General features: G+C 45.4%; 21 protein-coding genes and 1 pseudogene. 18 read left to right on the top strand and 4 right to left on the bottom strand.

Going from position 1 to position 20782, the window contains the following annotated elements:
* Positions 1-32: 32 nt before the first annotated feature.
* Together FQV28_RS12775 and FQV28_RS12770 are read left to right on the top strand one after the other, a co-directional pair.
* Positions 33-1061, top strand: a complete 1029-nt coding sequence (locus FQV28_RS12775) for a F0F1 ATP synthase subunit beta (RefSeq protein WP_146496883.1) — start codon at positions 33-35, stop codon at positions 1059-1061.
* A gap of 87 nt (positions 1062-1148) precedes the next feature.
* Positions 1149-2807 carry a serine hydrolase gene (locus tag FQV28_RS12770; RefSeq protein ID WP_146496882.1) on the top strand — a complete coding sequence of 553 codons (1659 nt, stop codon included), beginning with the start codon at positions 1149-1151 and terminating at the stop codon, positions 2805-2807.
* A gap of 251 nt (positions 2808-3058) precedes the next feature.
* Here FQV28_RS12770 and FQV28_RS12765 read toward each other — a convergent pair whose 3' ends face one another.
* A complete protein-coding gene (locus tag FQV28_RS12765) occupies positions 3059-3259 on the bottom strand; it encodes a cold-shock protein (protein ID WP_106533237.1) in 201 nt (66 codons plus the stop codon).
* Between the two features lie 237 nt (positions 3260-3496).
* On the opposite strand from FQV28_RS12765, the gene FQV28_RS12760 reads away from it, so the two are divergent.
* The 12 genes and pseudogenes from FQV28_RS12760 (at position 3497) to FQV28_RS12710 (ending at position 15227) form a co-directional block, all read left to right on the top strand.
* Complete coding sequence (locus tag FQV28_RS12760) at positions 3497-4006, top strand: P-loop NTPase family protein (protein WP_146496881.1); 510 nt, start codon at positions 3497-3499, stop codon at positions 4004-4006.
* Between the two features lie 218 nt (positions 4007-4224).
* On the top strand, positions 4225-4938 hold the full coding sequence (locus tag FQV28_RS12755; RefSeq protein WP_146496880.1) for a hypothetical protein: 714 nt from the start codon (positions 4225-4227) through the stop codon (positions 4936-4938).
* Positions 4939-5187: 249 nt separating this feature from the next.
* Positions 5188-5727, top strand: a complete 540-nt coding sequence (locus tag FQV28_RS12750; protein ID WP_146496879.1) for an NfeD family membrane protein — start codon at positions 5188-5190, stop codon at positions 5725-5727.
* 8 nt (positions 5728-5735) lie between these two features.
* Positions 5736-7262 carry a flotillin lipid rafts scaffold protein FloT gene (locus tag FQV28_RS12745; protein ID WP_146497116.1) on the top strand — a complete coding sequence of 509 codons (1527 nt, stop codon included), beginning with the start codon at positions 5736-5738 and terminating at the stop codon, positions 7260-7262.
* A 316-nt stretch (positions 7263-7578) separates the two neighbouring features.
* The gene (locus FQV28_RS12740; protein WP_146496878.1) at positions 7579-9069 is read left to right on the top strand and encodes a UDP-N-acetylmuramoyl-L-alanyl-D-glutamate--2,6-diaminopimelate ligase; all 1491 of its coding nucleotides are present in this window, start codon (positions 7579-7581) and stop codon (positions 9067-9069) included.
* A 94-nt stretch (positions 9070-9163) separates the two neighbouring features.
* A complete protein-coding gene (gene fumC, locus FQV28_RS12735; protein WP_146496877.1) occupies positions 9164-10546 on the top strand; it encodes a class II fumarate hydratase in 1383 nt (460 codons plus the stop codon).
* A gap of 199 nt (positions 10547-10745) precedes the next feature.
* On the top strand, positions 10746-11408 hold the full coding sequence (locus tag FQV28_RS12730) for a Dph6-related ATP pyrophosphatase (RefSeq protein ID WP_146496876.1): 663 nt from the start codon (positions 10746-10748) through the stop codon (positions 11406-11408).
* Between the two features lie 6 nt (positions 11409-11414).
* Entirely contained in the window at positions 11415-12410 is a 996-nt protein-coding gene (locus FQV28_RS12725; RefSeq protein ID WP_146496875.1) for a GNAT family N-acetyltransferase, read from the top strand.
* Positions 12411-12531: 121 nt separating this feature from the next.
* A pseudogene (locus FQV28_RS12720) lies at positions 12532-12983 on the top strand (MFS transporter); the annotation flags it as partial.
* Positions 12973-13128, top strand: coding sequence for a hypothetical protein (locus tag FQV28_RS19260; RefSeq protein WP_186763870.1), 156 nt, complete (start codon positions 12973-12975; stop codon positions 13126-13128). The pseudogene FQV28_RS12720 and the gene FQV28_RS19260, both read left to right, overlap by 11 nt.
* Positions 13129-13267: 139 nt before the next feature.
* Positions 13268-13966, top strand: coding sequence for an ABC transporter ATP-binding protein (locus tag FQV28_RS12715; RefSeq protein WP_146496874.1), 699 nt, complete (start codon positions 13268-13270; stop codon positions 13964-13966).
* Entirely contained in the window at positions 13956-15227 is a 1272-nt protein-coding gene (locus FQV28_RS12710) for an ABC transporter permease (protein ID WP_146496873.1), read from the top strand. Before FQV28_RS12715 ends, FQV28_RS12710 begins: the two co-directional genes overlap by 11 nt.
* 87 nt (positions 15228-15314) lie before the next feature.
* Here FQV28_RS12710 and FQV28_RS12705 read toward each other — a convergent pair whose 3' ends face one another.
* Positions 15315-15869, bottom strand: a complete 555-nt coding sequence (locus tag FQV28_RS12705) for a M15 family metallopeptidase (protein WP_146496872.1) — start codon at positions 15867-15869, stop codon at positions 15315-15317.
* A gap of 106 nt (positions 15870-15975) precedes the next feature.
* On the opposite strand from FQV28_RS12705, the gene nfsA reads away from it, so the two are divergent.
* From nfsA to FQV28_RS12690, 3 genes are all read left to right on the top strand, one after another.
* Entirely contained in the window at positions 15976-16707 is a 732-nt protein-coding gene (gene nfsA, locus FQV28_RS12700; RefSeq protein ID WP_146496871.1) for an oxygen-insensitive NADPH nitroreductase, read from the top strand.
* Between the two features lie 191 nt (positions 16708-16898).
* A complete protein-coding gene (locus FQV28_RS12695; RefSeq protein WP_146496870.1) occupies positions 16899-17513 on the top strand; it encodes an NAD(P)-dependent oxidoreductase in 615 nt (204 codons plus the stop codon).
* 27 nt (positions 17514-17540) lie between these two features.
* Positions 17541-18263, top strand: coding sequence for an alpha/beta hydrolase (locus tag FQV28_RS12690; protein ID WP_146496869.1), 723 nt, complete (start codon positions 17541-17543; stop codon positions 18261-18263).
* A 42-nt stretch (positions 18264-18305) separates the two neighbouring features.
* Here the strand turns inward: FQV28_RS12690 and FQV28_RS12685 are convergent, their stop codons facing one another.
* Complete coding sequence (locus FQV28_RS12685; protein ID WP_255472936.1) at positions 18306-19259, bottom strand: ABC transporter permease subunit; 954 nt, start codon at positions 19257-19259, stop codon at positions 18306-18308.
* Positions 19228-20151 (bottom strand): ABC transporter ATP-binding protein, encoded by a 924-nt coding sequence (locus FQV28_RS12680; RefSeq protein ID WP_146496867.1) that lies wholly within the window; start codon positions 20149-20151, stop codon positions 19228-19230. The genes FQV28_RS12685 and FQV28_RS12680 overlap by 32 nt, the downstream gene beginning before the upstream one ends.
* 181 nt (positions 20152-20332) lie before the next feature.
* Between FQV28_RS12680 and FQV28_RS12675 the strand changes: the two genes are divergently transcribed.
* Entirely contained in the window at positions 20333-20761 is a 429-nt protein-coding gene (locus FQV28_RS12675; protein WP_146496866.1) for a hypothetical protein, read from the top strand.
* Positions 20762-20782: the final 21 nt, after the last annotated feature.

The raw sequence follows: 20782 nt of genomic DNA, 5'->3' as shown, positions 1-20782 counted from the left end.
TTACGATATAAAGTAAGGAAGGGGTGGTGGTAATGGAAGATATACGCTTGAACGTCTCGCTGCTCAGGAGGAAAGTGCCGAATTTGACGGCTGCTGCTAAAGCTGCCGGCATCCGTCCGGCAACCGTATCGAATTTATGTACCGGAAAAATTGATTTAGGAAAAGCGGAAGTAAGAACTTTGGTCGGTTTGGCAGAACTTGCCCACTGTACAGTAGATGAATTGATCCTTCGGGGGGAGAAGATGAAAATGATTGAAACTCGCATTAAAGCATTCGATTTTTTTGCGCCGCTTGTCAAAGGCGGAACAACCGGAGTTGTCGCGCGCCCTGGAATGGGGCAGCTTGTCATTGTCGCTGAATTGCTGCATCGCTTTAAGGAACAAGAGCTGAAAACAATTTTTTTGGCTCCATCAAAAGTTCATGCCGAACTGGAAGGCACAACTGAACTGGCAGATCACGTAGCGAATTCAATCCAAGAAACTCTATCACTGCTAAAAGCCTATGAAGAAAAAGCGGTGTTGATCACCGATAAAAGCCGGGTCGACTCAGGCGAATTGTTCGAATTGCAAGAAGCACTCGGCCGTGTGTCCGTGACGACGCTTTTAGTGGATCTGTCCGGCGAAGTGGTCGACGATGATTTTCCTTTTGGCCCGCTTGAAACGGTGTGGCAATTGGATGCCGACTTGGCAGCGCGCCATCAATATCCGGCACTGAGCCCTCTCCATTCGGCATCCTCCTTAATGGAAGAAGCCGAACTCGATGAACGGCACCTCCAGCTCCGGCAGCGTACCCAAAAAACGCTGCGCCGCTACCGGGAATTGCGCTCAATCGTCCAAGCACGCGGCTTTGACCGACTGCAGCCAGCCGAAATTGATATGTACCGCAAAGGCGAACGGCTGGAAGCTTACTTTACCCAGCCCTTCTATGTAGCTGAAGAATTCACGAAGACGCAGGGAGCAGCAGTTCCGCTTGAACAAACATTGTCAGACGTCGAAGCCATACTGCAAGGCCAGACAGACAACCGCAAAGTGGAAGAACTGCAATTTATAGGAGCGTTATAAAGGGGCCATGCGCTCCTTTTTCTTTTTGCCGTGAAAAAGAGGAAAATCCCTCTCATTTTCGGTATGCTTGTCATAAGGGGTGAGGACATGTTTAAAAAAGTGACCTTATATACAAATCGTTTAGAAGAACTGAAAGGCTTTTATGAATACCAATTAGGCTTCCGCATTGTAGAAGAGGATGAGGTGGGCTTTACACTTTCAATCGGAGAGTCGCAGCTGGTCTTCAAAAAATCGGAACGGAAAGCATTTTATCATTTTGCTTTTAATATTCCCGGCAACCAATTCACGCTCGCCAAAAGCTGGGCGAACTCGCGCGTAACGTTAAACCGGCAAGACGGCATGGACGAAATTTATTACGCCAATTTCAATGCCGATGCGTTTTATTTTCAAGATCCGGCAGGCAATGTCATCGAATTTATTGCGAGGCGAAACGTTGACCGTATGGGTGACTTTACCGTTGACTCCCTATTAAACATTAGTGAAGTCAGCATTACGACACCGCACGTAAAAGAAATCGGCCATCGTTTAGAAGAAATGGACATCCCGGTCCGCGGCAATAAAGGAATAGAACCCCACACGTTAAACTTTCTTGGAAGAGACGATACTTTTCTGCTTCTAGTACCGCCAAAGCGCGTGTGGTATTTTTCGAAGCAGAAAAGCGAAACTCACCCTTTATCAGTTGAACTGATGGATGGACGGCAAATCGACATTACCGATGACGGTGAATTCAAAAAAACTGATGCTGGAAATCCCATATCCGATAAATTGGAGGAAATGGAGTTCTCCGGAGTCGCTTTATTAAAGCAAAAAGAAACGTGGTCGACCGCAAAGGGGCTGGCAGATCGGGCGAATGAACGGCCAAATGCTATAGATACACGCTTTGGCATCGCTTCGGGATGCAAGATCTTCACTGCGGTCATCATCTGCCAGTTGGTGGAAGAAGGGCACTTGTCTTTTGAAGCCAAACTGTCCGAATTGCTTCCAGGCCAATTCCCTGATTTTCCTGTAACCATCCATCAACTGCTGACCCATACTTCCGGAATCCCGGATTATTTTGATGAAGAAACAATGGACGATTTTGAAGAATTATGGCGAGAACGCCCTATGTACACGATGAAAACCGGCAGCGACTTTTTGCCGTTCTTTCAAAACAAGCCGATGATATCCGCGCCTGGTGATCGTTTCCAGTACAACAATGCCGGTTTTATCACACTCGGTCTTGTTGTGGAGAAATTAACGGGCCAGCCGTTTATAGAAGCTGTGGAGGAGCGAGTTTTTGCACGTGCCGAAATGGCGGGATCCGGCTATTTCTCATTGGACCAATTGCCGGCACAAACAGCTTTTGGCTATATCGAGGAAAAAAACGCATGGCGGACAAACCAATATGCAATTCCGATTATTGGAGGAGCTGATGGAGGAGCTTTTGTTACGGCGAATGATATGGTACGTTTTTGGGAGCGGTTAATGGATTATACCTTGCTTTCGGAAAACATGACCGATCGAATGCTCTCTTCCCATGTTACCGGAGAGAGTGGCAATTACGGCTATGGTGTTTGGATTGAGCAGCAAAACGGAACTGCTACCAAATACCACGTCATGGGCTATGACCCAGGAGTGAGTTTCCATTCGGGGTATTACCCGGAGGATGGCAGTGTGTTGACCGTATTATCGAATAAAAGCAACGGTGCTTTTGACGCGATGAAATTGATCGAAAGTGCATTGGCCAGCAAAGCAGAACAGATTTAAAGAAAAGGAGTGAGGGCATGAATGGAAAGAAGTTGGCATTGGGCATTGCCATCGGGACTCTTGCTTTATGTGCTTTGATTTATTTGGTATTCCAATTGTATTTCACGATGAATCCTCAACAATAAAGCAAGATCCGCAATAGAAACAGAGAAAAGCGCAGCCAAGTAAAGCTGCGCTTTTTCTGTGAAAAGAAAAAAGGGCAAAAAAAATGAGTTCCTCCGAAGAGGAACTCATAAATAGTTGGGTTTAGATTAAGCTTTAACTACGTTAGTAGCTTGAAGACCGCGTTGGCCTTGCTCGATGTCAAAAGTAACTTCTTGACCTTCGTCTAGAGATTTGAAGCCTTCGCTTTGGATTGCAGAGAAATGTACGAATACATCGTCGCCGCCTTCGCGTTCGATGAAGCCAAATCCTTTTTCTGAGTTAAACCATTTTACTTTACCGTGTTCCATGTGTGTTTCCTCCTCGTATGCGTGAGCATACATTGTATTACTATCCTTGCTCAAATCTTGCAGATATAAATCTGGCACTTTTAAAAAAGTTATCCGAACAAAAATAATTCTTCCTTAGAATATCATGGGCTCACAGAAAATGCAACCCATATCCTTAGATTGTCTAAATTTTTTATAGATTGCATTTTATATTTAATAGTAAAATGGAAAGCAAGGGCAGAAAAGGAGCGGTGGAATGTGGAAAAAATCATTGTAATGGGTGTGTCTGCAGGAGTGGGGAAATCGACCTTCGCCGCTAAACTTGGAGAGAAGCTCTCTTTGCCGGTTTACCATCTCGACGCATATTATTGGAGACCGGGCTGGGTGGAAGCAGAAGCCGAAGAGTTTAAAGCAGCTCAAGAAAAGATTGTAAAAACCGACAAGTGGATTATTGACGGAAATTACACTGCAACGGCTGAACTCCGTTTAGCGGAAGCAGATACAATGATTTACTTGGAATTGCCATTGGGTGTCTGTTTGTATCGGGTTTTAAAACGCTGGCTGGCGAATATCGGAAGAACCCGGGCTGATCTTGGAGAGGGCTGCCCAGAAAAAATGGAGTTGTCTTTTTTAAAATTCATCATAACTACGTATTCTGCGCGAAAAATAAAGATGAGGGAACGAATGCGGGCATTCCAGAATGCCCGGCCTGGAAATACCGTTATCTTCCTTTCTTCAAAAAAACAAATCGACGGTTTTTTTGATTAGTCGATGCAATTTTCTCTTCTTAGGTTTTCAAACCCGGGAATATTGAAAATCTCGTTCGGTCAGATGTTGAAATAAGCTTAGAGGAAAAGCTTTTAAACTTCTGCTTATAAAAAAATAGAAAATTGCATAAATATTTGGTGGAAATGCAGACGGGTTCTTTTGCAAGTGGTATGCTAACTTACAAAAGCTACATAAACTAACCATTAGGAGAATGTGCAATGGGGTTCTTGTATGAAGGGACGATACACAACCAAGTGCTTCATGAAAAGCAGCCAATGTATATAAAACGTTTGTCTCTGGAAGACTTGCCGATGATAGAGCATGTCCAGGAAACTGTAATCGAATCGCTTACTGAAAAAGAATCTCTCCAACCGCTGTCGACGGAAGAATTTCTTTTTATCTTAAATGAGCGGGGAGTGGTGATCGGTGCATTTGCTGATAGCCAGCTGATCGGATTCCGGGCGTTGTTGATACCGGAAATCGACGAAGACCACCTAGGGTACGATATCGGACTCGCTGAAGACGAGCTTTCTAAAGTCATCTACCAGGAAATTTCTGTAGTGCTTCCTGAATACAGAGGAAATCGGCTCCAGCAGACGCTGGCAGAAGTGGTGATGAAAGAGCTTCCTCATTTAAAGGAGCAGTTCCGCTATGTTTGCTGTACGGTAGCGCCGATGAATATCCCCAGTCTGAAAGATAAGTTTTCTCAGCATATGTATATTAAAGCGCTAAAGAGCAAGTACAACAATTTGGAACGCTACATTTTTATGAAAGACCTAAAGAATCCGCCGCTTCGCTTTACTGATTACACCAGCGTGAAACTAGATGACTTCGAGACACAGCGGAAATTGCTGGAAGAGGGCTATGTCGGCCTCGGCTTTCAGCTTGTTAAAGGCTTTCACGAACTTCAATTCGCAAAACCCGTTCTATAATATCAAAAGTTACTTTCAAGCTGCCAAGAAATTCTTGGCAGCTTGTTCCATTTTGCTGCAATGTAGTTTCCTATCACGGGGAAAGCAGGCAGAAAAGGAGGAGCGGGAGAGTTTCCCGCTTCTTCCATTTCACTTGCAATCTCGTTAAAAAATAGATTTTCGAGTGAAAATGTATTTTTATGAAACTTTATTCACAATTCTCCGTATATTAGTTATGGAAATAAAATAACTGGAATGGGAGGTTTTGGAATGGAACTGTTGGGGCTGGCCATGGAGCAACTGTATATGTACACCCTGATTATCGCTGGGGCTTTGACAGTGCTTTACGTGTTTTTTGGCGACGTTGCTGACGGAGGAGATGCGCTTCCTTTTTTAAATCCGACAGTCATCTTGACATTCTTCACCTTGGCAGCTGCGACAGGATATTTGCTCGAAATCGGAACAGAATTGAGCAGCTTAGCCATACTTGGCGTTTCTTTAGCAGCGGCGGCACTCTTGGACTTTTTGCTTTATTTCTTTGTTTTATTGCCGCTGTCTTCTGCTGAATCATCCATCGCATATACAGAAGAGTCGCTTTTGGGCCAGGTTGCGCGGGTAATTATTCCGATACCGGAAAATGGGTATGGGGAAGTCGTCATGGAAACTTATGGCGGCATGATCGCCAAGCGGGCAGCAGGTTATGACAACGAAGCCATCGGCCAAGACGAGCAAGTGCTAATCATAGACGTCAAGGACAATACCCTTTATGTAAGGGCTTATATCCCGGTTAGTTTTGGGGAGAAAAAATGATTGGGGGAATGGAAATGGAGATCGGAATGGGTTTGATTGCAGTGGGAATAGCAGCGTTTGTGTTATTGGCGATTATCGGCGTCTATATTACAAAATACAAGACGGTGGGACCGGATGAAGCATTGATTGTGACAGGAAGTTATTTAGGCTCCAAAAATGTCCATACCGACGATTCCGGAAACCGCATTAAAATTATTAGAGGAGGCGGGACATTCTTGCTTCCAATCTTCCAGCAGGCGGCACCGCTCAGTTTACTGTCGAGCAAGCTGGAAGTGACAACGCCTGAAGTGTACACGGAACAAGGGGTTCCCGTCATGGCGGATGGCACGGCCATCATCAAAATCGGCGGTTCCATCACTGAAATTGCCACTGCGGCGGAGCAATTTTTAGGCAAATCCAAACAAGACCGCGAAAATGAAGCGAAAGAAGTGCTTGAAGGCCATTTGCGCTCCATTTTAGGCTCCATGACTGTCGAAGAAATTTACAAAAACCGCGACAAGTTTTCTCAAGAAGTGCAGCGCGTTGCTTCGCATGATTTAGCGAAAATGGGATTGAACATTGTTTCCTTTACCATCAAAGACGTGCGCGACAAAAATGGCTACTTGGATTCGCTTGGTAAAGCGCGCATTGCGCAAGTGAAACGGGATGCCGATATCGCGACGGCCGAATCGGAAATGCAGACACGCATCAAACGGGCGGAAGCAGGCAAAGATGCGCAGCGCGCCGAAATTCAGCGTGCAACCGAAATTGCGGAAGCGGAGAAAGAGAATTTGCTGAAAGTCGCAGAGTACCGGCGCGAGCAGGACAGCGCGAAAGCCCGTGCCGATCAGGCATATGAGCTTGAAACAGCCCGTTCGAAACAGGAAGTTATCGAGCAGGAAATGCAGATCCGCATCATTGAGCGCCAGAAGCAGATTGAATTGGAAGAAAAAGAAATTCAGCGCCGTGAGCGCCAGTATGATTCCGAAGTGAAGAAAAAAGCGGATGCCGACCGTTATGCTGTTGAACAAGCTGCGCAAGCAGAAAAATCAAAACAACTGACAGTAGCCGATGCACAGAAATATCGTGTGGAAGCAATGGCAAAAGCGGATGCAGAGAAAGTGCGCCTCGATGGTTTGGCGAAAGCCGACTCCTTGCGCGCCCAAGGTGAATCGGAAGCGGATATCATCCGCATGAAAGGTTTGGCTGAAGCGGAAGCAAAACGCAAAATTGCGGAAGCGTTTGAAATGTATGGACAGGCTGCAACTCTCGACATGATTGTTAAAATGTTGCCAGAATACGCAAGAGAAATTGCAAGCCCGCTTTCTAATATCGACAAAATCACTGTGGTTGATACGGGCGGTGGAGAAGGCGGCGGAGCCAATAAAGTGACGGCTTATGCCACCAATTTGATGTCGTCGCTGCAAGAAACGCTAAAAGAATCCTCAGGCATTGATGTCCGCGATATGCTGGAAAGCTTGACGGGTAAATCCGATTACGCCGAGACAATCAAGCAGCTGCAGTATGAAACAGCTAATAAGCAGGCAGAAAAGTAAAAAGGCAGTTAAATTATTTCTCAAAAGGCGCAAAAGCTAAACAGCTTTTGCGCCTTTTTGGTTCAATTTTACTTGATTATTAGAGAGGCGCTTCCATGAATAGGAGTGTTTTTCCATATGCCGGCAGTTAAAGGCTGTACTTTATCCAAAAAGCGTTATGAAAAATGGTTATCCTAGTCGAATAGTACGAAAATACAGTATATAAGCAAATGGATTCCAGAAACGGTTCTCTGGCTCCTGTTAAAATGATAGAATAATGGTAATCAAAGGATAAATTTATCTATTCAATGAGTTATTTTGTTAAAAGGAGCAGCTAATGAATATACAATTCAACAGAATTCCAGAATTTTCGCTTATCGCCTGCTATGGCCCCGAAACACAGGAAATTAGTTCCATTGTATATAACTCGCAGGAAGTTGCCGACGGTTCCGCATTCTTTTGTGTGTCTGGAGAAAATACAGACGGGCACCTCTATATAGAAGAAGCCATTCAAAGAGGGGCTACTGCGATTATCGGAACGGACCGCCAAATATTAGAAACCTATGCAAAAGCCCACCATATGCTGACTTTTGCAGTAGTGGAAGATTCCCGCACCGCATTGGCTTATGCTTCTGCCCAGTTTTATAACAAGGTACAAGATCAATTCATTAAAATTGGCGTCACAGGAACAAATGGAAAAACAACAACGGCCACTTACGTCTATCATTTATTTAATCTGCTTGGAATCCCTTGCGGTTTTCTCGGGACGACTGGTATTTGGAATTCGGCCGGTAAGATCGAGTATAAAAAAAGCACGCCGACTACCCCCATGTCTTCGGATATCCATAATATTTTTTCGCAACTGGACGCTTTTGGAGACCAAGCCGCATCGATGGAAGTTTCTTCTATTGCACTAGACCAAAAAAGGGTGGAAGGCATTCTTTTTGATGTCGCAATCCATACAAATATTTCAGAAGAGCATATGGAATACCATAAAGTATTCGAACATTATTTACAGTGTAAGCTTCAATTGTTTTCTCAGGCAAAAAATGCGGTCATTAATTTTGATGATAAAGGAATGGCGCAGGAAATTTTAGATGTTGTGAATTATCCTTTACTTACCTACAGCCGCTATCCGGAGTCCGGTGCTGATTTAGTATGGGCGAATTGCAAGAGCCAAAAAGACGGATTGGTGTTTGATTTGCTTTATAAAGGGCAGTCCTATCCAATTCATGTCCCGCTTTACGGCGAGTATAACGCCGCCAATCTGACAGCAGCAATTGGCGCAGCGCTGCTGGCTGGCGCTTCGATCGACAAGATTGTTCAGGTGCTTCCCAAAATGCCGCAAGTTGAAGGGCGCTTTCAAGTGATCAAGGGGCCGGAAGACCGAAAGATCATCCTCGACTATGCGCATACACCGGTAGCTTTGGACTTGGTGCTGAAGGAAGTGAGGAAATTGCCGCATAATCGGCTTATCGCTTTGATAGCTGGAGTAGGAATCCGTGATTTCGGAAAAATGCCGAAAATGGGCAGAATTGCAGAAGGAAAGGCCGATGTATTGGTAGTGACAGTGGATCATCCCGGATTCCACAATCCGGAGGACATTATAAATGAAGTGCTGAAAGGCCTGTCGGTTCCCTACAAGCAAAAAGTGCGGACAGCTCCTTCCCGCCGTGAAGGGGTTATCGAAGCTTTAAAAGAAAGCGGGCCAAATGATATTATTCTGCTGTCCAGCGGAAATATTAACGGGGCGCAAATTGTTAAAGGCGAATCTATCCCGCATTCGGACGAAGAAGTTATCGAAGGTTTTTTCATGCAGCAAAATTAGGGGCTTTTTTAACTGGAAAGGTCGCTTTTTTCGGGCCGCTTGTGTTTAATAGAAGAGAAGGCTACATAACGACATATGAATTGGAGTGAATGGAATGCAATATCGTATAGAGAAAGACACGATGGGCGAAATTCAAGTAGAAGCAGACAAAATGTGGGCAGCACAAACGCAGCGCAGCCTCCAAAACTTTGCGATCGGTACAGAACGCATGCCGCATGAAGTAGTCATGGCGTTTGCCCAATTGAAAAAAGCGGCTGCAAAAGCAAACCATAAACTTGGCAAATTAGCTGAAGCGAAAATGAAAGCGATCGAAACAGCTGCAAACGAAGTGATCGAAGGCAAATGGAACGACCATTTCCCATTAGTCGTTTGGCAAACTGGCAGCGGCACACAATCGAATATGAACATGAACGAAGTACTGGCACGCCGAGGCAACGAAATTTTGGCAGAGCAAGGATCGGAAGAAAAACTGCATCCGAATGATGACGTCAATATGTCGCAAAGCTCAAACGATACATATCCGACAGCGATGCACGTGGCAGGCGTTTTGGCAGTGACGGAGAACTTGCTTCCGGCTATCCAAAAATTAAAAGCAACGCTTGATGAAAAATCGAAGCGCTTCGATGACATTATCAAAATCGGGCGTACGCACCTTCAAGATGCGACGCCATTGACACTCGGCCAGGAAATCAGCGGCTGGAGACATATGCTCGAGAAAAGCGAGCGCATGATCCGTGCGAGCGTTGAAGAAATGCGCGAACTCGCAATCGGCGGTACAGCGGTCGGAACAGGCATCAACGCAGATCCGACATTCGGCCCTTCTGTTGCAGAATTTATCTCAGAAGCGGTCGGTGCAGCATTTACATCTGCTGAAAACAAATTCCATGCGCTGACAAGCCATGACGAAATGGTTTACACGCACGGTGCCATCAAAGCACTTGCGGCCGACGCCATGAAAATCGCCAACGATGTTCGCTGGCTGGCAAGCGGCCCGCGCAGCGGAATCGGCGAAATTACAATTCCAGAAAACGAGCCGGGCAGCTCTATCATGCCAGGGAAAGTCAATCCGACTCAAAGTGAAGCATTGACGATGGTAGCGGTCCAAGTAATGGGCAATGACGCAGCAATCGGATTTGCAGCGAGCCAAGGAAACTTCGAGTTGAACGTCTTTAAACCGGTGATTGCGTATAACTTCCTGCAATCGGTACGCTTGCTGACGGACAGCTTGATCAGCTTTGATGACAATTGTGCAGTGGGAATCGAAGCAAATCTTGATGTGATCCAGAACCATGTGAGCAATTCATTGATGCTGGTAACGTCGTTGAATCCGCATATCGGCTATGAAAAAGCGGCAGCAATCGCAAAACAGGCCCACAAAGAAGGTACGACATTGAAAGAATCTGCAGTGAAAAGTGGGCATTTAACAGCAGAACAATTCGACGAATGGGTACGCCCTGAAAACATGGTCGGAAAATAATTAATGAAAAGAGAACGGCCAAGACCTGTCTTGGCCGTTCTCTTTATGTCTGGAAAAGTAAGCGCGCAAGTCAATGCTGATAAATTGAAGCAGCTTTCGTGCTTGGTTCCTCTCATTTGAAACGTCCAAGGACAAAGGAATTTACTCGTCGGCTGTCGAATTTTATAAAATAAGAACCATTAAATAAAAGAGGTGCCAAATGCAAAAATCATTTTTTATGTCATGGAGCGGCGGGAAAGATTCTGCGCTTGCATATTACCGGGCAGTCCTGGAAGGGCATGTTCCTGTTGCGTTGTTTACGATGTTTGAAAAGGACGGATCCAAATCACGGTCGCATGGGCTGCCGTTGGATGTAATGGAAGCGCAAGCAGAACGTATGGGACTTCCACTCGTTATTGGCAAAGCCGACTGGGCAGGATATGAAAAGGAATTTATTGAGCAGTTAAAGAGCTTTCGGCAAGAAGGGGTTCAAATGGGCGTTTACGGTGATATCGACTTGGAAGACCACTTGAAATGGATAGAAAAAGTGAGTGCTGAAGCGGGAATGAAACTTTTCCATCCGTTATGGCAGGAGCCAAGAAAATCCTTATTGCAAGAATTGGTCGATGAAGGCTTCAAGGCAGTGATTACAGTAGTCGATGTGGAACGCATGGATGAACGGTTTTTAGGACGGGAATTTAGCTCAGAATTGATCGAGGAGCTTGAAGCCCTCGGCATTGATGCCTGTGGGGAAGAAGGGGAATTCCATACGGTTATTATTGATGGGCCAATTTTTGTTGAGCCGGTTCCGGTGGTTTTTGGAGAAAGAGTGGAAGCTGGCCAGTATCGGATTTTAGAAGTGAAACTTCAGTCAGAGGAGTGAGGGGCCATGATTCAATTTATAGGGGTCGAAGAAACTCATATCCGCCAAATGGCGACGTTATTGGCAAAACGGCACGAGCGGGAGCGGAAAAGCTTTACGTTTCTGCCTGAGAGTTTCGAAGAAATCGACGAAGCAGAAAACGTCATCCGAAAAATGTTGGAACGCCCATACATCAGCGGCATTGTAGCGGTCAGAGGAATTGAAGTGATCGGATATTTGCTTTATGAGTTTAAAGAAGACCCAGAGCGCGGACGGTATGTGTGGATGGATTACGAAGCGATTGCCATCAGTGAAAAAGAAAATCCAAGTTTATTGCGCCTTCTATATGCGGATGCAGGAGCGGAATGGATCAAGCATGGCTATTTCCGGCATGTGCTGATGGTGCCGCTTGGCAATCCGGCGATCGTGGAACAATGGCTCAACCAATCATTTTATTATGAACAAAAATACGCAGTTTTGCCGCTTGACGATTTTGAACCGAAACAGCCTGCACAAAAGCCGAACTTGGCATTCCGGCGTGGCGGCAAAGAAGATGCGCCGCTCCTGAAGAAAATGGCGCTTTGGAACAGCATCCACCAAGCGGCGGCACCTTCTTGGCTGCCGATCACAAAAGAAACAATGCATGATATCAAAAATGCATACGAGGCCTTATCAGAAGACCAGTCAGCTTATTTATGGCTCGCTGAACAAGGAGAGCGGGTTGCGGGGTTCCATGTGTATTTTCAGAAAGAAAATCCGCTTAGCATGGTGGCACCTGTTAATTGCGCAGAACTTCCGGCGGCTTCTACGAATCCGGACCTGCGCGGAAGAGGAATCGGCCGTGCGCTCGCCAATCATTGTTTTACAGCACTGAAAAACGAAGGATTCAACTTTGTTTTTGCTGATTGGCACACCCCCAATCATTTGGCTTCGTCATTTTGGCCGCGGCTAGGCTTTAAGCCCGTAATGGTGCGCATGTCGAGACAAATCGATCCGCGCATTGCTTGGGCACGCGGCCAATGAAACAATAAAAGAGCACCTGTGAATTTCTTTAAACATATCCATTTGCTTTAAGCATAGGCGATTTGCCTATGCTTTTTCTTGCTATAAACCAAAGCGAGGCCAGAGTAAGGGGTAAAGCAAAATGAAAACATTTGCTAAAGCTTTTGACGAGAAATGGAAAAAGAATATCACACTGTTTGGCTCTTCATTGGTGCAATATGCCATTATCTGGCATATCACATTAACAACCCAATGAGGAGTCATGATGACAATTTCTGTTATCTGCGGATTTCTGCCTACCTTCTTTTTGTCTCCAGTTGCAGGGGTATGGGCAGACCGCTATAGCCGAAAAATGCTGATTATCTTGTCTGATGCACTGGTTGCAATTTTCACATTGATATTGGCCATACTTTTCTTGATAGGCTTTGATGACCTGTGGCTATTATTTGTGGTGTCCGCCGTTCGTGCTGTCGGACAGGGATTCAAACGCCGGCAGTTGGGGCGATTCTTCCGCAAATTGTGCCCGAAGACCAACTGACAAGGGTGAATGGCACAAACAGCACCATTCAAGCCTTGCTGATGATTGTCTCACCTGCTGCTCAGAATTGAATGGCTGCTGATTGGCACCGGCTTTTTGATGTTGGCACAAGGATTGTTTTTGATGCGCAATAAAGTGTTGGTAGAAGCGGGGAAGCCGGCGATCAAGAATACGGTTGATCCGGTGGATGAATTGAAATAGCACGGGAAAATAAAGAAAGGGCTCATAGCGGGCTCTTTCTTTTTATTGTTTATTCTTAAGATTTTCTTCAGAAAAGGCCTACTTATTTATTAAGATTTGCCCTCTATACTAAAGTCATGAAGCAGAGAGGGGCAGTAAAATGATTGAGATTCAAAATTTGCAGCATACATTTGCAATTGGGAAAAAAGGAAAAGAGCGCCGTGTTCCGGTTCTGAAAGGTGTGACGCTAAACGTGGGCAAAGGCGAGATAGTCGCAATTCTTGGGAAAAGCGGATCGGGGAAATCGACGCTATTGAATGTGCTGGCCGGTTTCATGCCGCCGGAATCTGGTTCGGTAAAAGTGAATAAACAAGAAACCGCAACGCTAAACGAAGCGGAAATGGCCGATTTCCGGCTGGCAAACTTCGGTTTCATCTTTCAGAATTTCCAGTTGATGCCGGGATTGACCGCTTTTGAGAACGTTGAACTGCCGCTGAAAATCAAAGGAGTGGCTAAAGGCGAAAGACGGAAGAAAGTACAGCAATTATTAGAAAAGGTGGGGCTTGCGGCGGTAGCCGACCATTATCCGAACGAATTATCAGGTGGTCAGCAGCAACGCGTCAGTATCGCCCGCGCTCTGGTCACAGACCCGCCGATTCTGCTTGCTGATGAGCCGACAGGCAGTTTGGATTCCGAAACGGAAGAAGATATCTTAAAATTGATTCAATCTTTAAACCGATCACTTGAATTGACATTCGTCATTATTACGCATGATGAAGAAGTGGCCAATGTGGCGCACCGGCAATACCGGCTCCACGACGGTGAATTGGTGAAAGGGGATAAACGTCATGCAATTTAAAGACCAAATCGATTTTATCCGCCAGCATATGAAACGCAATAAGCTCCGGGTGGCGACGACTATACTTGCAGCAATGATGGGGTGTGCGTTTTTGATTGTCTTGGCCTCAGTCGGTTTCGGCTTGCATAAAACAATCACGGACGATGTGCTGAATAACCAGAAGGTGACGGAAATTCAAGTAGCGGGAAAAGAGGATTCTGAAGAAAAAATCAGTGAAAAAGAAATTCAGGCGATGCGGGAAATCGATCACGTGATAGCAACCGTCAAACGCAGCAGCCCGGAAGCGGAAGCGACTGCAGTACTTGCTGAAAGAAAAGGATTTGTTCCACCGGTCCTAGTGGATTTTGAAGAAGAACGGAAAGCTGGTCTCGTGCTGTCGGAAGGCGAAATGCCGAAATCGAATGATGAAGTTTTGGTTGGCTATCATTTTGCACAGACTTTGCTAACGGAAGAAGAGCAGGAGAAAGTAGACAACGGAGAAGAGGCGAAAGGGTTCGCAGGCAGTGTCATCGGCCAGACGTTTGAACTTGAACTGACCCCATATGAAGAAGGCGCAGAATCTGGAACTTGGAAATTCACGGTTTCAGGCATCATGGATGAGCCCGGAAAGGATTGGATTATTAACAATAAAGTATACATTGATGACTCGTATGGAGCGGAATTCAACAGCAAACTGTCTCTTGCCGAAAGCTTTAATGAAATTCTAGTCTATGCGGATGATCTTCAAAATGTCGGGACCATCACAAAGACATTAAAAGACAAAGAGTACTATGTGTATTCTGTCACTGAGGAACTGAGCTCGATGGATATGTTCTTCACGGCATTGAAAGCAGGTTTGATTTTCGTCGGTACCATAGCGGTGTTGATTGCTTCCATCGGAATTTTTAACACAATGACGATGGCAGTCACCGAACGGACACGTGAAATCGGCGTCATGAAGGCTATCGGTGCACAGCCAAAGTTGATCCAAAAGCTTTTTCTGATGGAAAGTGCCGCTATCGGCATCATCGGCACCGTATTTGCTGTCGTCATTTCGTACGGCCTCAGCTTTTTGGCGAATTGGCTTGTTCCAATCATTATCAGAAGTTCCATGGGTGATGAAGAAATGGGCGACTTCACGATTCTGATTTCGGTAATCCCGTGGCAGCTAGTGCTTATTGCGTCACTGATCAGTATCGGCGTCGCGATGGTATCCGGATGGCGGCCGGCACGGAAAGCGACGAAAATCGACGTTATCCAGGCATTGCGGCAGGAGTTGTAGACAGAAATTGAAGATTACGCAAGTTCGGCGAGAAATATGCAGGTTCGCCATAAAAGTGAAAGAGCACCCAAAAAGGGTGCTCTTTTCCTATTCCATGACGTCTTCAGGCCGCCAGCCTTTTTGCAGGTCGTCGATCGATAAGCCGAAAGTCATTTCCAAATGAGGATAGTCTTTAAAGTTCCGCCAGTCGCCGCCCCACGAAAATCCGAGTTCTTTGGCGATGTCTGCAACTTCCAGCCAATCGGCTTTTCCGTTTCCATTGCCGTCGCGCTTTGTATCCCATACAACATCTCCATCTGGCAAGCGAAGCGCAAAATCGATTGCCAGGCCGTAATTGTGGTAGGACTCGCCGCCTTTGGCATGCGTTACGATCCTCCCAGGTTCGCTGCGTCCTTGGCGATGTAAATTGTTTTGCGCATCGATGGAGCGGAAATCATCTGTGATGAGGATCTCAATTCCGCGGTCTGCGGCTTTCTCGATCAATTCATCTTTCTTTTCCTCAACAATTGGGTGGAGGCTTGACGGGGCGGGCCGTTCTTTGATTTCTTCCCGGAACGCCACTTCGTTGCGTAGCCAAATAAACAAAAAACCGCCGAGTACCAGCAAGAAAAGGGCGGAAAAAGCGATTTTCACATGCTTCAAATCGATTCACCTCTATAATGACTATTGTAGCAAAAAACGTTGAAAGAGTATCGATGCAAAGTTTTTGATAGGATAGAAGAAAGCATCGAAAGGGGAATAAAGTAAAATGGTCATCAATCTTATGAAGTCTCACGCATCAGTGCGTGATTATCAAGAAAAACAATTATCTCGTGAAGAAGTCAGTGAATTGATCGAAGCAGCTCAACACGCAGCAAGTTCGCATTTTGTACAAGCTTATTCCATCGTTTGGGTAACCGATCCGGAAAAACGGAGAAAGTTAGGGGAGCTGTCCCGCAATCCTAAACAAATGGAAGGTGCTGGTGCTGTACTTCTGATGTGTGCCGATTACAATCGCTTAAAGCATGCATCAGCTATGCAAGGGGAACCTGTCGTTTTTGATCATGCTGAAAATTTGATCGTGGCAGTTACAGATGTCGGTCTGCTAGCGCAGAACTTGGCGCTTGCAGCGGAATCCAAAGGTTATGGCATCTGCTATATTGGTGGAGTCCGGAATAATATGGAAGCAATCAGTGAACTGGTCGGATTGCCGGAAGGTGTTTTTCCGGTTTACGGTCTGACCGTCGGTGTGCCGAATGAAGCGAATGAAGTAAAACCGCGTTTGCCGGTAGAAGCGATTTTGCACGAAAACGAATACGATGAAGTGAAATATCAAACGTTATTGCCGGAATATGACAACACCATTTCCGCTTACTATCAAAATCGTACATCCAACCAAAAAGCAATCACATGGACACAGCAAATGGCTCATTTCCTTAACAAGCCGCACCGCACGGACCTGCGAAAATTTCTGGCAAAAAAGGGTTTTCTTTTCAAGTAAAAAAGTTATTAGCAATCTTTTTATTAGGAAATTAAATTTCTTTCCTATAGGTTAGACTTACTAGTTGACAGAAAATTCTTTATACTTTTTAATTAGGCTACACCACTTTTTGCCTATAGTTTTGTTTCGTTTTACTAAGCCATTAGACTGCTGCCAGTTTTTAGTTGATTTAAATTCAAGGAGGGAAGAACATGAAAATTGCGTTGTTCGGAGCTACGGGACGAGTTGGGGAAAACATTTTGCGGTATGCATTGGATGATGGGCACCATCTAAAGGTACTGGTCCGGTCAAAATCGCATTTTGATCATCCAAACTTAGAAACGATTGTCGGCGATATCCGGAATGCGCAAGATGTCGAAAAGACAATCGATGGGACAGAGGCGGTCTTCAGTGCGATTGGGACAGACCGTACTACTACATTATCAGAATCCATACCGCTTATTATCAATGCGATGAAAGCGAAAAGAATACGGCGAATTATCACTATTGGGACAGCTGGCATTTTGAACAGCCGGCTTTCGCCGGGTTCTATGCGGTTTCAAGGAGGCGATTCAAACCGCAAGTTGACGTTTGCGGCAGAAGAGCACGCCGCAGTTTTTCATTTGCTGGAAAAAACCAATCTTGATTGGACGATTGTCTGTCCAACGTATTTGCCGGATGGAAAAGCGTACGGCAATTACCGGATTGAACGCGATTACTTGCCGGAAGGCGGAAAACAAATCACGGTGGGTGACACGGCTGAATTTACTTATAAACAATTAGAGAACCCTGAGTTTATTGGCAGCAGAGTGGGCATTGCTTATTAACTTGGCCTTTATAGGAGCAAAAATCGTATGAAAAAATGGAGCATCCGAGTTTTTATAGCGCTTGCGCTGCTTGTTGGGTCAAGCGCAAGTGCTTTTTTAATTTATACGCAATTCCAATACTCCCCGAGCGGCATTTTAAAAGAGCAAGTAAATACAGCAGAGATTGAAACGGGAGAAGAAGGGCTTCTTTTTCGTCCGGAAACAGCGAATGGAAAAGGGGTCATTTTCTATCAGGGAGCTAAAGTACAGGAAGCGGCCTACGCTTATTTAGCGGAAAAGCTGAGTGAGCAAGGATTTTTGGTCATAATCCCGCGAATGCCGTTAAACTTTGCGATTTTCGGCGTTGACAAAGCCAATCTGGCCATCAATAACCATCCGGAAATCGATCAGTGGTTTATCGGCGGCCATTCTTTAGGAGGTGTCGCGGCTTCGATGTATGCCAAAAAGCATCAAGAGGAATTGAGCGGCCTCTATTTTCTCGGTTCGTATCCCGCTTCGGATTTTTCGGCAAGTTCGCTGCCGATGCTTTCTGTCTATGCTGAAAATGACGGGTTGTCAACAACAGCGGATATTGAAGAAAATCGCGGCCTGTTTTCGCCGAAAAGCACTTTTATAGAAATAGCAGGGGGAAATCATGCTCAATTCGGGTTGTATGGAAAACAAAAAGGCGATAATGCAGCGAGCATCACGCCACTTGACCAGCAAAAACAAGTGGCAGAAGCATTGTCATCTTGGTTGAGCGGCCACTAAAAAAACCGCCTGCGCGAATTTCGCACAGGCGGTTTTTTCGTTCTAAGCCGTAATATCGCGCTTAGAGAAGGTCCAATAACTGATGCCAAGAAAAAGAAGAAAGTAAACGAATAGTACAATCAGCGACATGGTCATTGTAATATCCGGAACCGGCATGAAGCCGCTGTAAAACTGCGTCAAATCGGTATGCGTGAACAAATAATACTTGATGATCTCATAATTGCTCAGCAAGAAGACGGCTTGAATGCCGGTGAACATCAAGAAGATCGATAATCCGATTGCAAGCGAGCTAGAGCGGAAAACAGTGCCTAGCATAAAAGCGAAAGTGCCAATGATCCAGACACTTGCGAAACTGAGGACAGATAATTTAATGGCTTCCCGCCAGTAAGAACCTTCCATCACTTCAGAGCCGGTCCATACAAGAAATGTTCCTTCGCCGATACCGAAAAAGACCAGACCAGCCAGTGCTGCGGCCAGCAGTGTAATAACCGATAATAAACCGGCAAAAACCATAGTAGTTAAATATTTGGAAGTCAGTACTTTCCATCTTCTTACAGGCCGAGTCAACAGCATTTTAATGGTGCCTTGGGAAAATTCAGAAGCCGTAATGCCTGCAGCGATCACAACAGTAAATAACGTGACGAGGGAAAGCATTTCATGCGCATCAAGGACACTTTGCTGCATGCTGGTAAATTCAAAAGGCTGAACATCGTTTTCCAGGCGATATTCCGCGATGGCAATTTGCCCTGTGTAATAATCTTTTTGGGCCTCGTTCATATTTGGATCCATGAGCATCGCTTGATTAGCTTCTTGTTGCGCGGCGACAACATTCTGCCAAGATTCTTCGATGCCTTCATTCGCTGTTGAATTCACGTATTTGGTGATGGCGGCTGAAGCAAATAATATGACGACCAACAGGAAGACCATCATCCAACTTGCTTTTTTGCTCCACAATTTCATCCATTCATTTTGCATGAGCTTGAGCAAATTGGCCACCTCCTGTCATTTCAAGGAATTGATCTTCAAGCGTTGCGCGGTGAGGCTGCACAGTGTAGATTTTGGCTCCCGCTGAAACGAGCATTTGAACGGCCCCTGGAATATGCTGTTCGTCGCTATCAATGACCAGGCCTTTATCGTGCTTTGCTAGAGGGAATCCGATGCCGGAAAGCACTTCTTCTGCGAGCTCTAACGGTTCAGCATGGATGTAATATTGGGGATGATGTAATTCATTGACGTTTTTAATGCCGATCAATTCGCCGTTTTGGATGATGGCAATCCGGTCGCACAATAATTCGATTTCAGACAGCAAGTGGCTGGAAACAAAAACGGCAACGCCGCTTTCAGTTGCGACTTTTTGCAAATACAGGCGAAATTCCCGTATCCCTGCAGGATCCAGCCCGTTTGTTGGTTCATCCAAAATCAAAAATTTTGGTTTGTGAAGAAGGGCTTGGGCCAAACCTAAGCGCTGCCGCATGCCGAGCGAATAAGAACTTACTTTTTCATGAATGCGGTTTTGCATCCCGACTTGCATGACGACTTCATCGATGCGCTGTTTCGAAACGCCTTTGTGCATGCGGGAAAAATGCAGCAAGTTTTTATACCCGCTCATGTACTTGTACATTTCAGGATTTTCGACGATAACGCCAACTTTCTGGATACTTTCTTCAAAATCGGTCTGAATGGATTGTCCGTCGATCATCACGTCTCCGGACGTCGGCTGCATCAGCCCGACCATCATCCGGATGGTCGTGGTTTTTCCTGCGCCATTTGGCCCGAGAAACCCTGTGATTTGACCGGGGTATAAATCCAAGTTCAAATTTTTGATGATTTTCTTTTTGCCAATGGTTTTTGAAAGGTTTTTTAATTGCACAATCGGTTTTCCATCCATCTTCCTTCACCTGCTCTCAATAATAACGTTCAATTCTCAGTAGTAATAACGAATCAACCTGCCTAAAGTTTCGGTTTTTGAACAATCGCCTGCAGGAAATCTGCTTATCAGAAGAAAATGCATATTGAAGTGAAAATCAGGGAATACGAAAACAAAGAGCAGGAAAAATGGAGGGATTTTAATGGCGGCATTTCAGGATAAAGAACAAATCTTAATGGCTTACTATGTGCAATACTACAACGGCGCAACGATAGCAGAAGTGAAAGAGCTTGATAAACGCCTGCGCGACGAGATAGGTGAAGAACAATACAGCAAAGCGATGGGTGAATTGGTTGATCAAGGCTTGGCCCTTGGAATCGAAGGGGTGGAAGAGCGGGACAGAGAAGGGCTTGAAGCGCCGATGGCAACAAGAGAAGGGATACTTTACGTTACCGATGCTCTCAGCCTGCAATCGGATATGGTAGAAGAAACAATGTTGTACTTTTTCGAAAAATATCTTCAATCAAGTGAAGAGAATGGACTAGAACTGACATTGGAACCCGTAAAAGCCTATATCCAAGAAGCAATTGAAGAACATCGGGAAGAAAAACCGAATTCCAATCAGCCTTAAAAATATAAAAAGAGCCCGCAA

Origin of the sequence: Planomicrobium sp. CPCC 101079 (assembly GCF_007859275.1) — a bacterium.
Taxonomy (GTDB): Bacteria; Bacillota; Bacilli; order Bacillales_A; family Planococcaceae; genus Planococcus.
The sequence above is the reverse complement of the archived record's forward strand: the minus strand, read 5'-3'. Positions and strand labels throughout refer to the sequence as shown.

Bases quoted from the DNA above. Each gene is read 5' to 3' on its own strand.
- FQV28_RS12775 (WP_146496883.1), top strand. From the start codon at position 33: ATGGAAGATATACGCTTGAACGTCTCGCTGCTCAGGAGGAAAGTGCCG.
- FQV28_RS12770 (WP_146496882.1), top strand. From the start codon at position 1,149: ATGTTTAAAAAAGTGACCTTATATACAAATCGTTTAGAAGAACTGAAA.
- FQV28_RS12765 (WP_106533237.1), bottom strand. From the start codon at position 3,259: ATGGAACACGGTAAAGTAAAATGGTTTAACTCAGAAAAAGGATTTGGC.
- FQV28_RS12755 (WP_146496880.1), top strand. From the start codon at position 4,225: ATGGGGTTCTTGTATGAAGGGACGATACACAACCAAGTGCTTCATGAA.
- FQV28_RS12750 (WP_146496879.1), top strand. From the start codon at position 5,188: ATGGAACTGTTGGGGCTGGCCATGGAGCAACTGTATATGTACACCCTG.
- FQV28_RS12745 (WP_146497116.1), top strand. From the start codon at position 5,736: ATGGAAATGGAGATCGGAATGGGTTTGATTGCAGTGGGAATAGCAGCG.
- FQV28_RS12740 (WP_146496878.1), top strand. From the start codon at position 7,579: ATGAATATACAATTCAACAGAATTCCAGAATTTTCGCTTATCGCCTGC.
- fumC (WP_146496877.1), top strand. From the start codon at position 9,164: ATGCAATATCGTATAGAGAAAGACACGATGGGCGAAATTCAAGTAGAA.
- FQV28_RS12730 (WP_146496876.1), top strand. From the start codon at position 10,746: ATGCAAAAATCATTTTTTATGTCATGGAGCGGCGGGAAAGATTCTGCG.
- FQV28_RS12725 (WP_146496875.1), top strand. From the start codon at position 11,415: ATGATTCAATTTATAGGGGTCGAAGAAACTCATATCCGCCAAATGGCG.
- FQV28_RS12715 (WP_146496874.1), top strand. From the start codon at position 13,268: ATGATTGAGATTCAAAATTTGCAGCATACATTTGCAATTGGGAAAAAA.
- FQV28_RS12710 (WP_146496873.1), top strand. From the start codon at position 13,956: ATGCAATTTAAAGACCAAATCGATTTTATCCGCCAGCATATGAAACGC.
- nfsA (WP_146496871.1), top strand. From the start codon at position 15,976: ATGGTCATCAATCTTATGAAGTCTCACGCATCAGTGCGTGATTATCAA.
- FQV28_RS12695 (WP_146496870.1), top strand. From the start codon at position 16,899: ATGAAAATTGCGTTGTTCGGAGCTACGGGACGAGTTGGGGAAAACATT.
- FQV28_RS12690 (WP_146496869.1), top strand. From the start codon at position 17,541: ATGAAAAAATGGAGCATCCGAGTTTTTATAGCGCTTGCGCTGCTTGTT.
- FQV28_RS12680 (WP_146496867.1), bottom strand. From the start codon at position 20,151: ATGGATGGAAAACCGATTGTGCAATTAAAAAACCTTTCAAAAACCATT.
- FQV28_RS12675 (WP_146496866.1), top strand. From the start codon at position 20,333: ATGGCGGCATTTCAGGATAAAGAACAAATCTTAATGGCTTACTATGTG.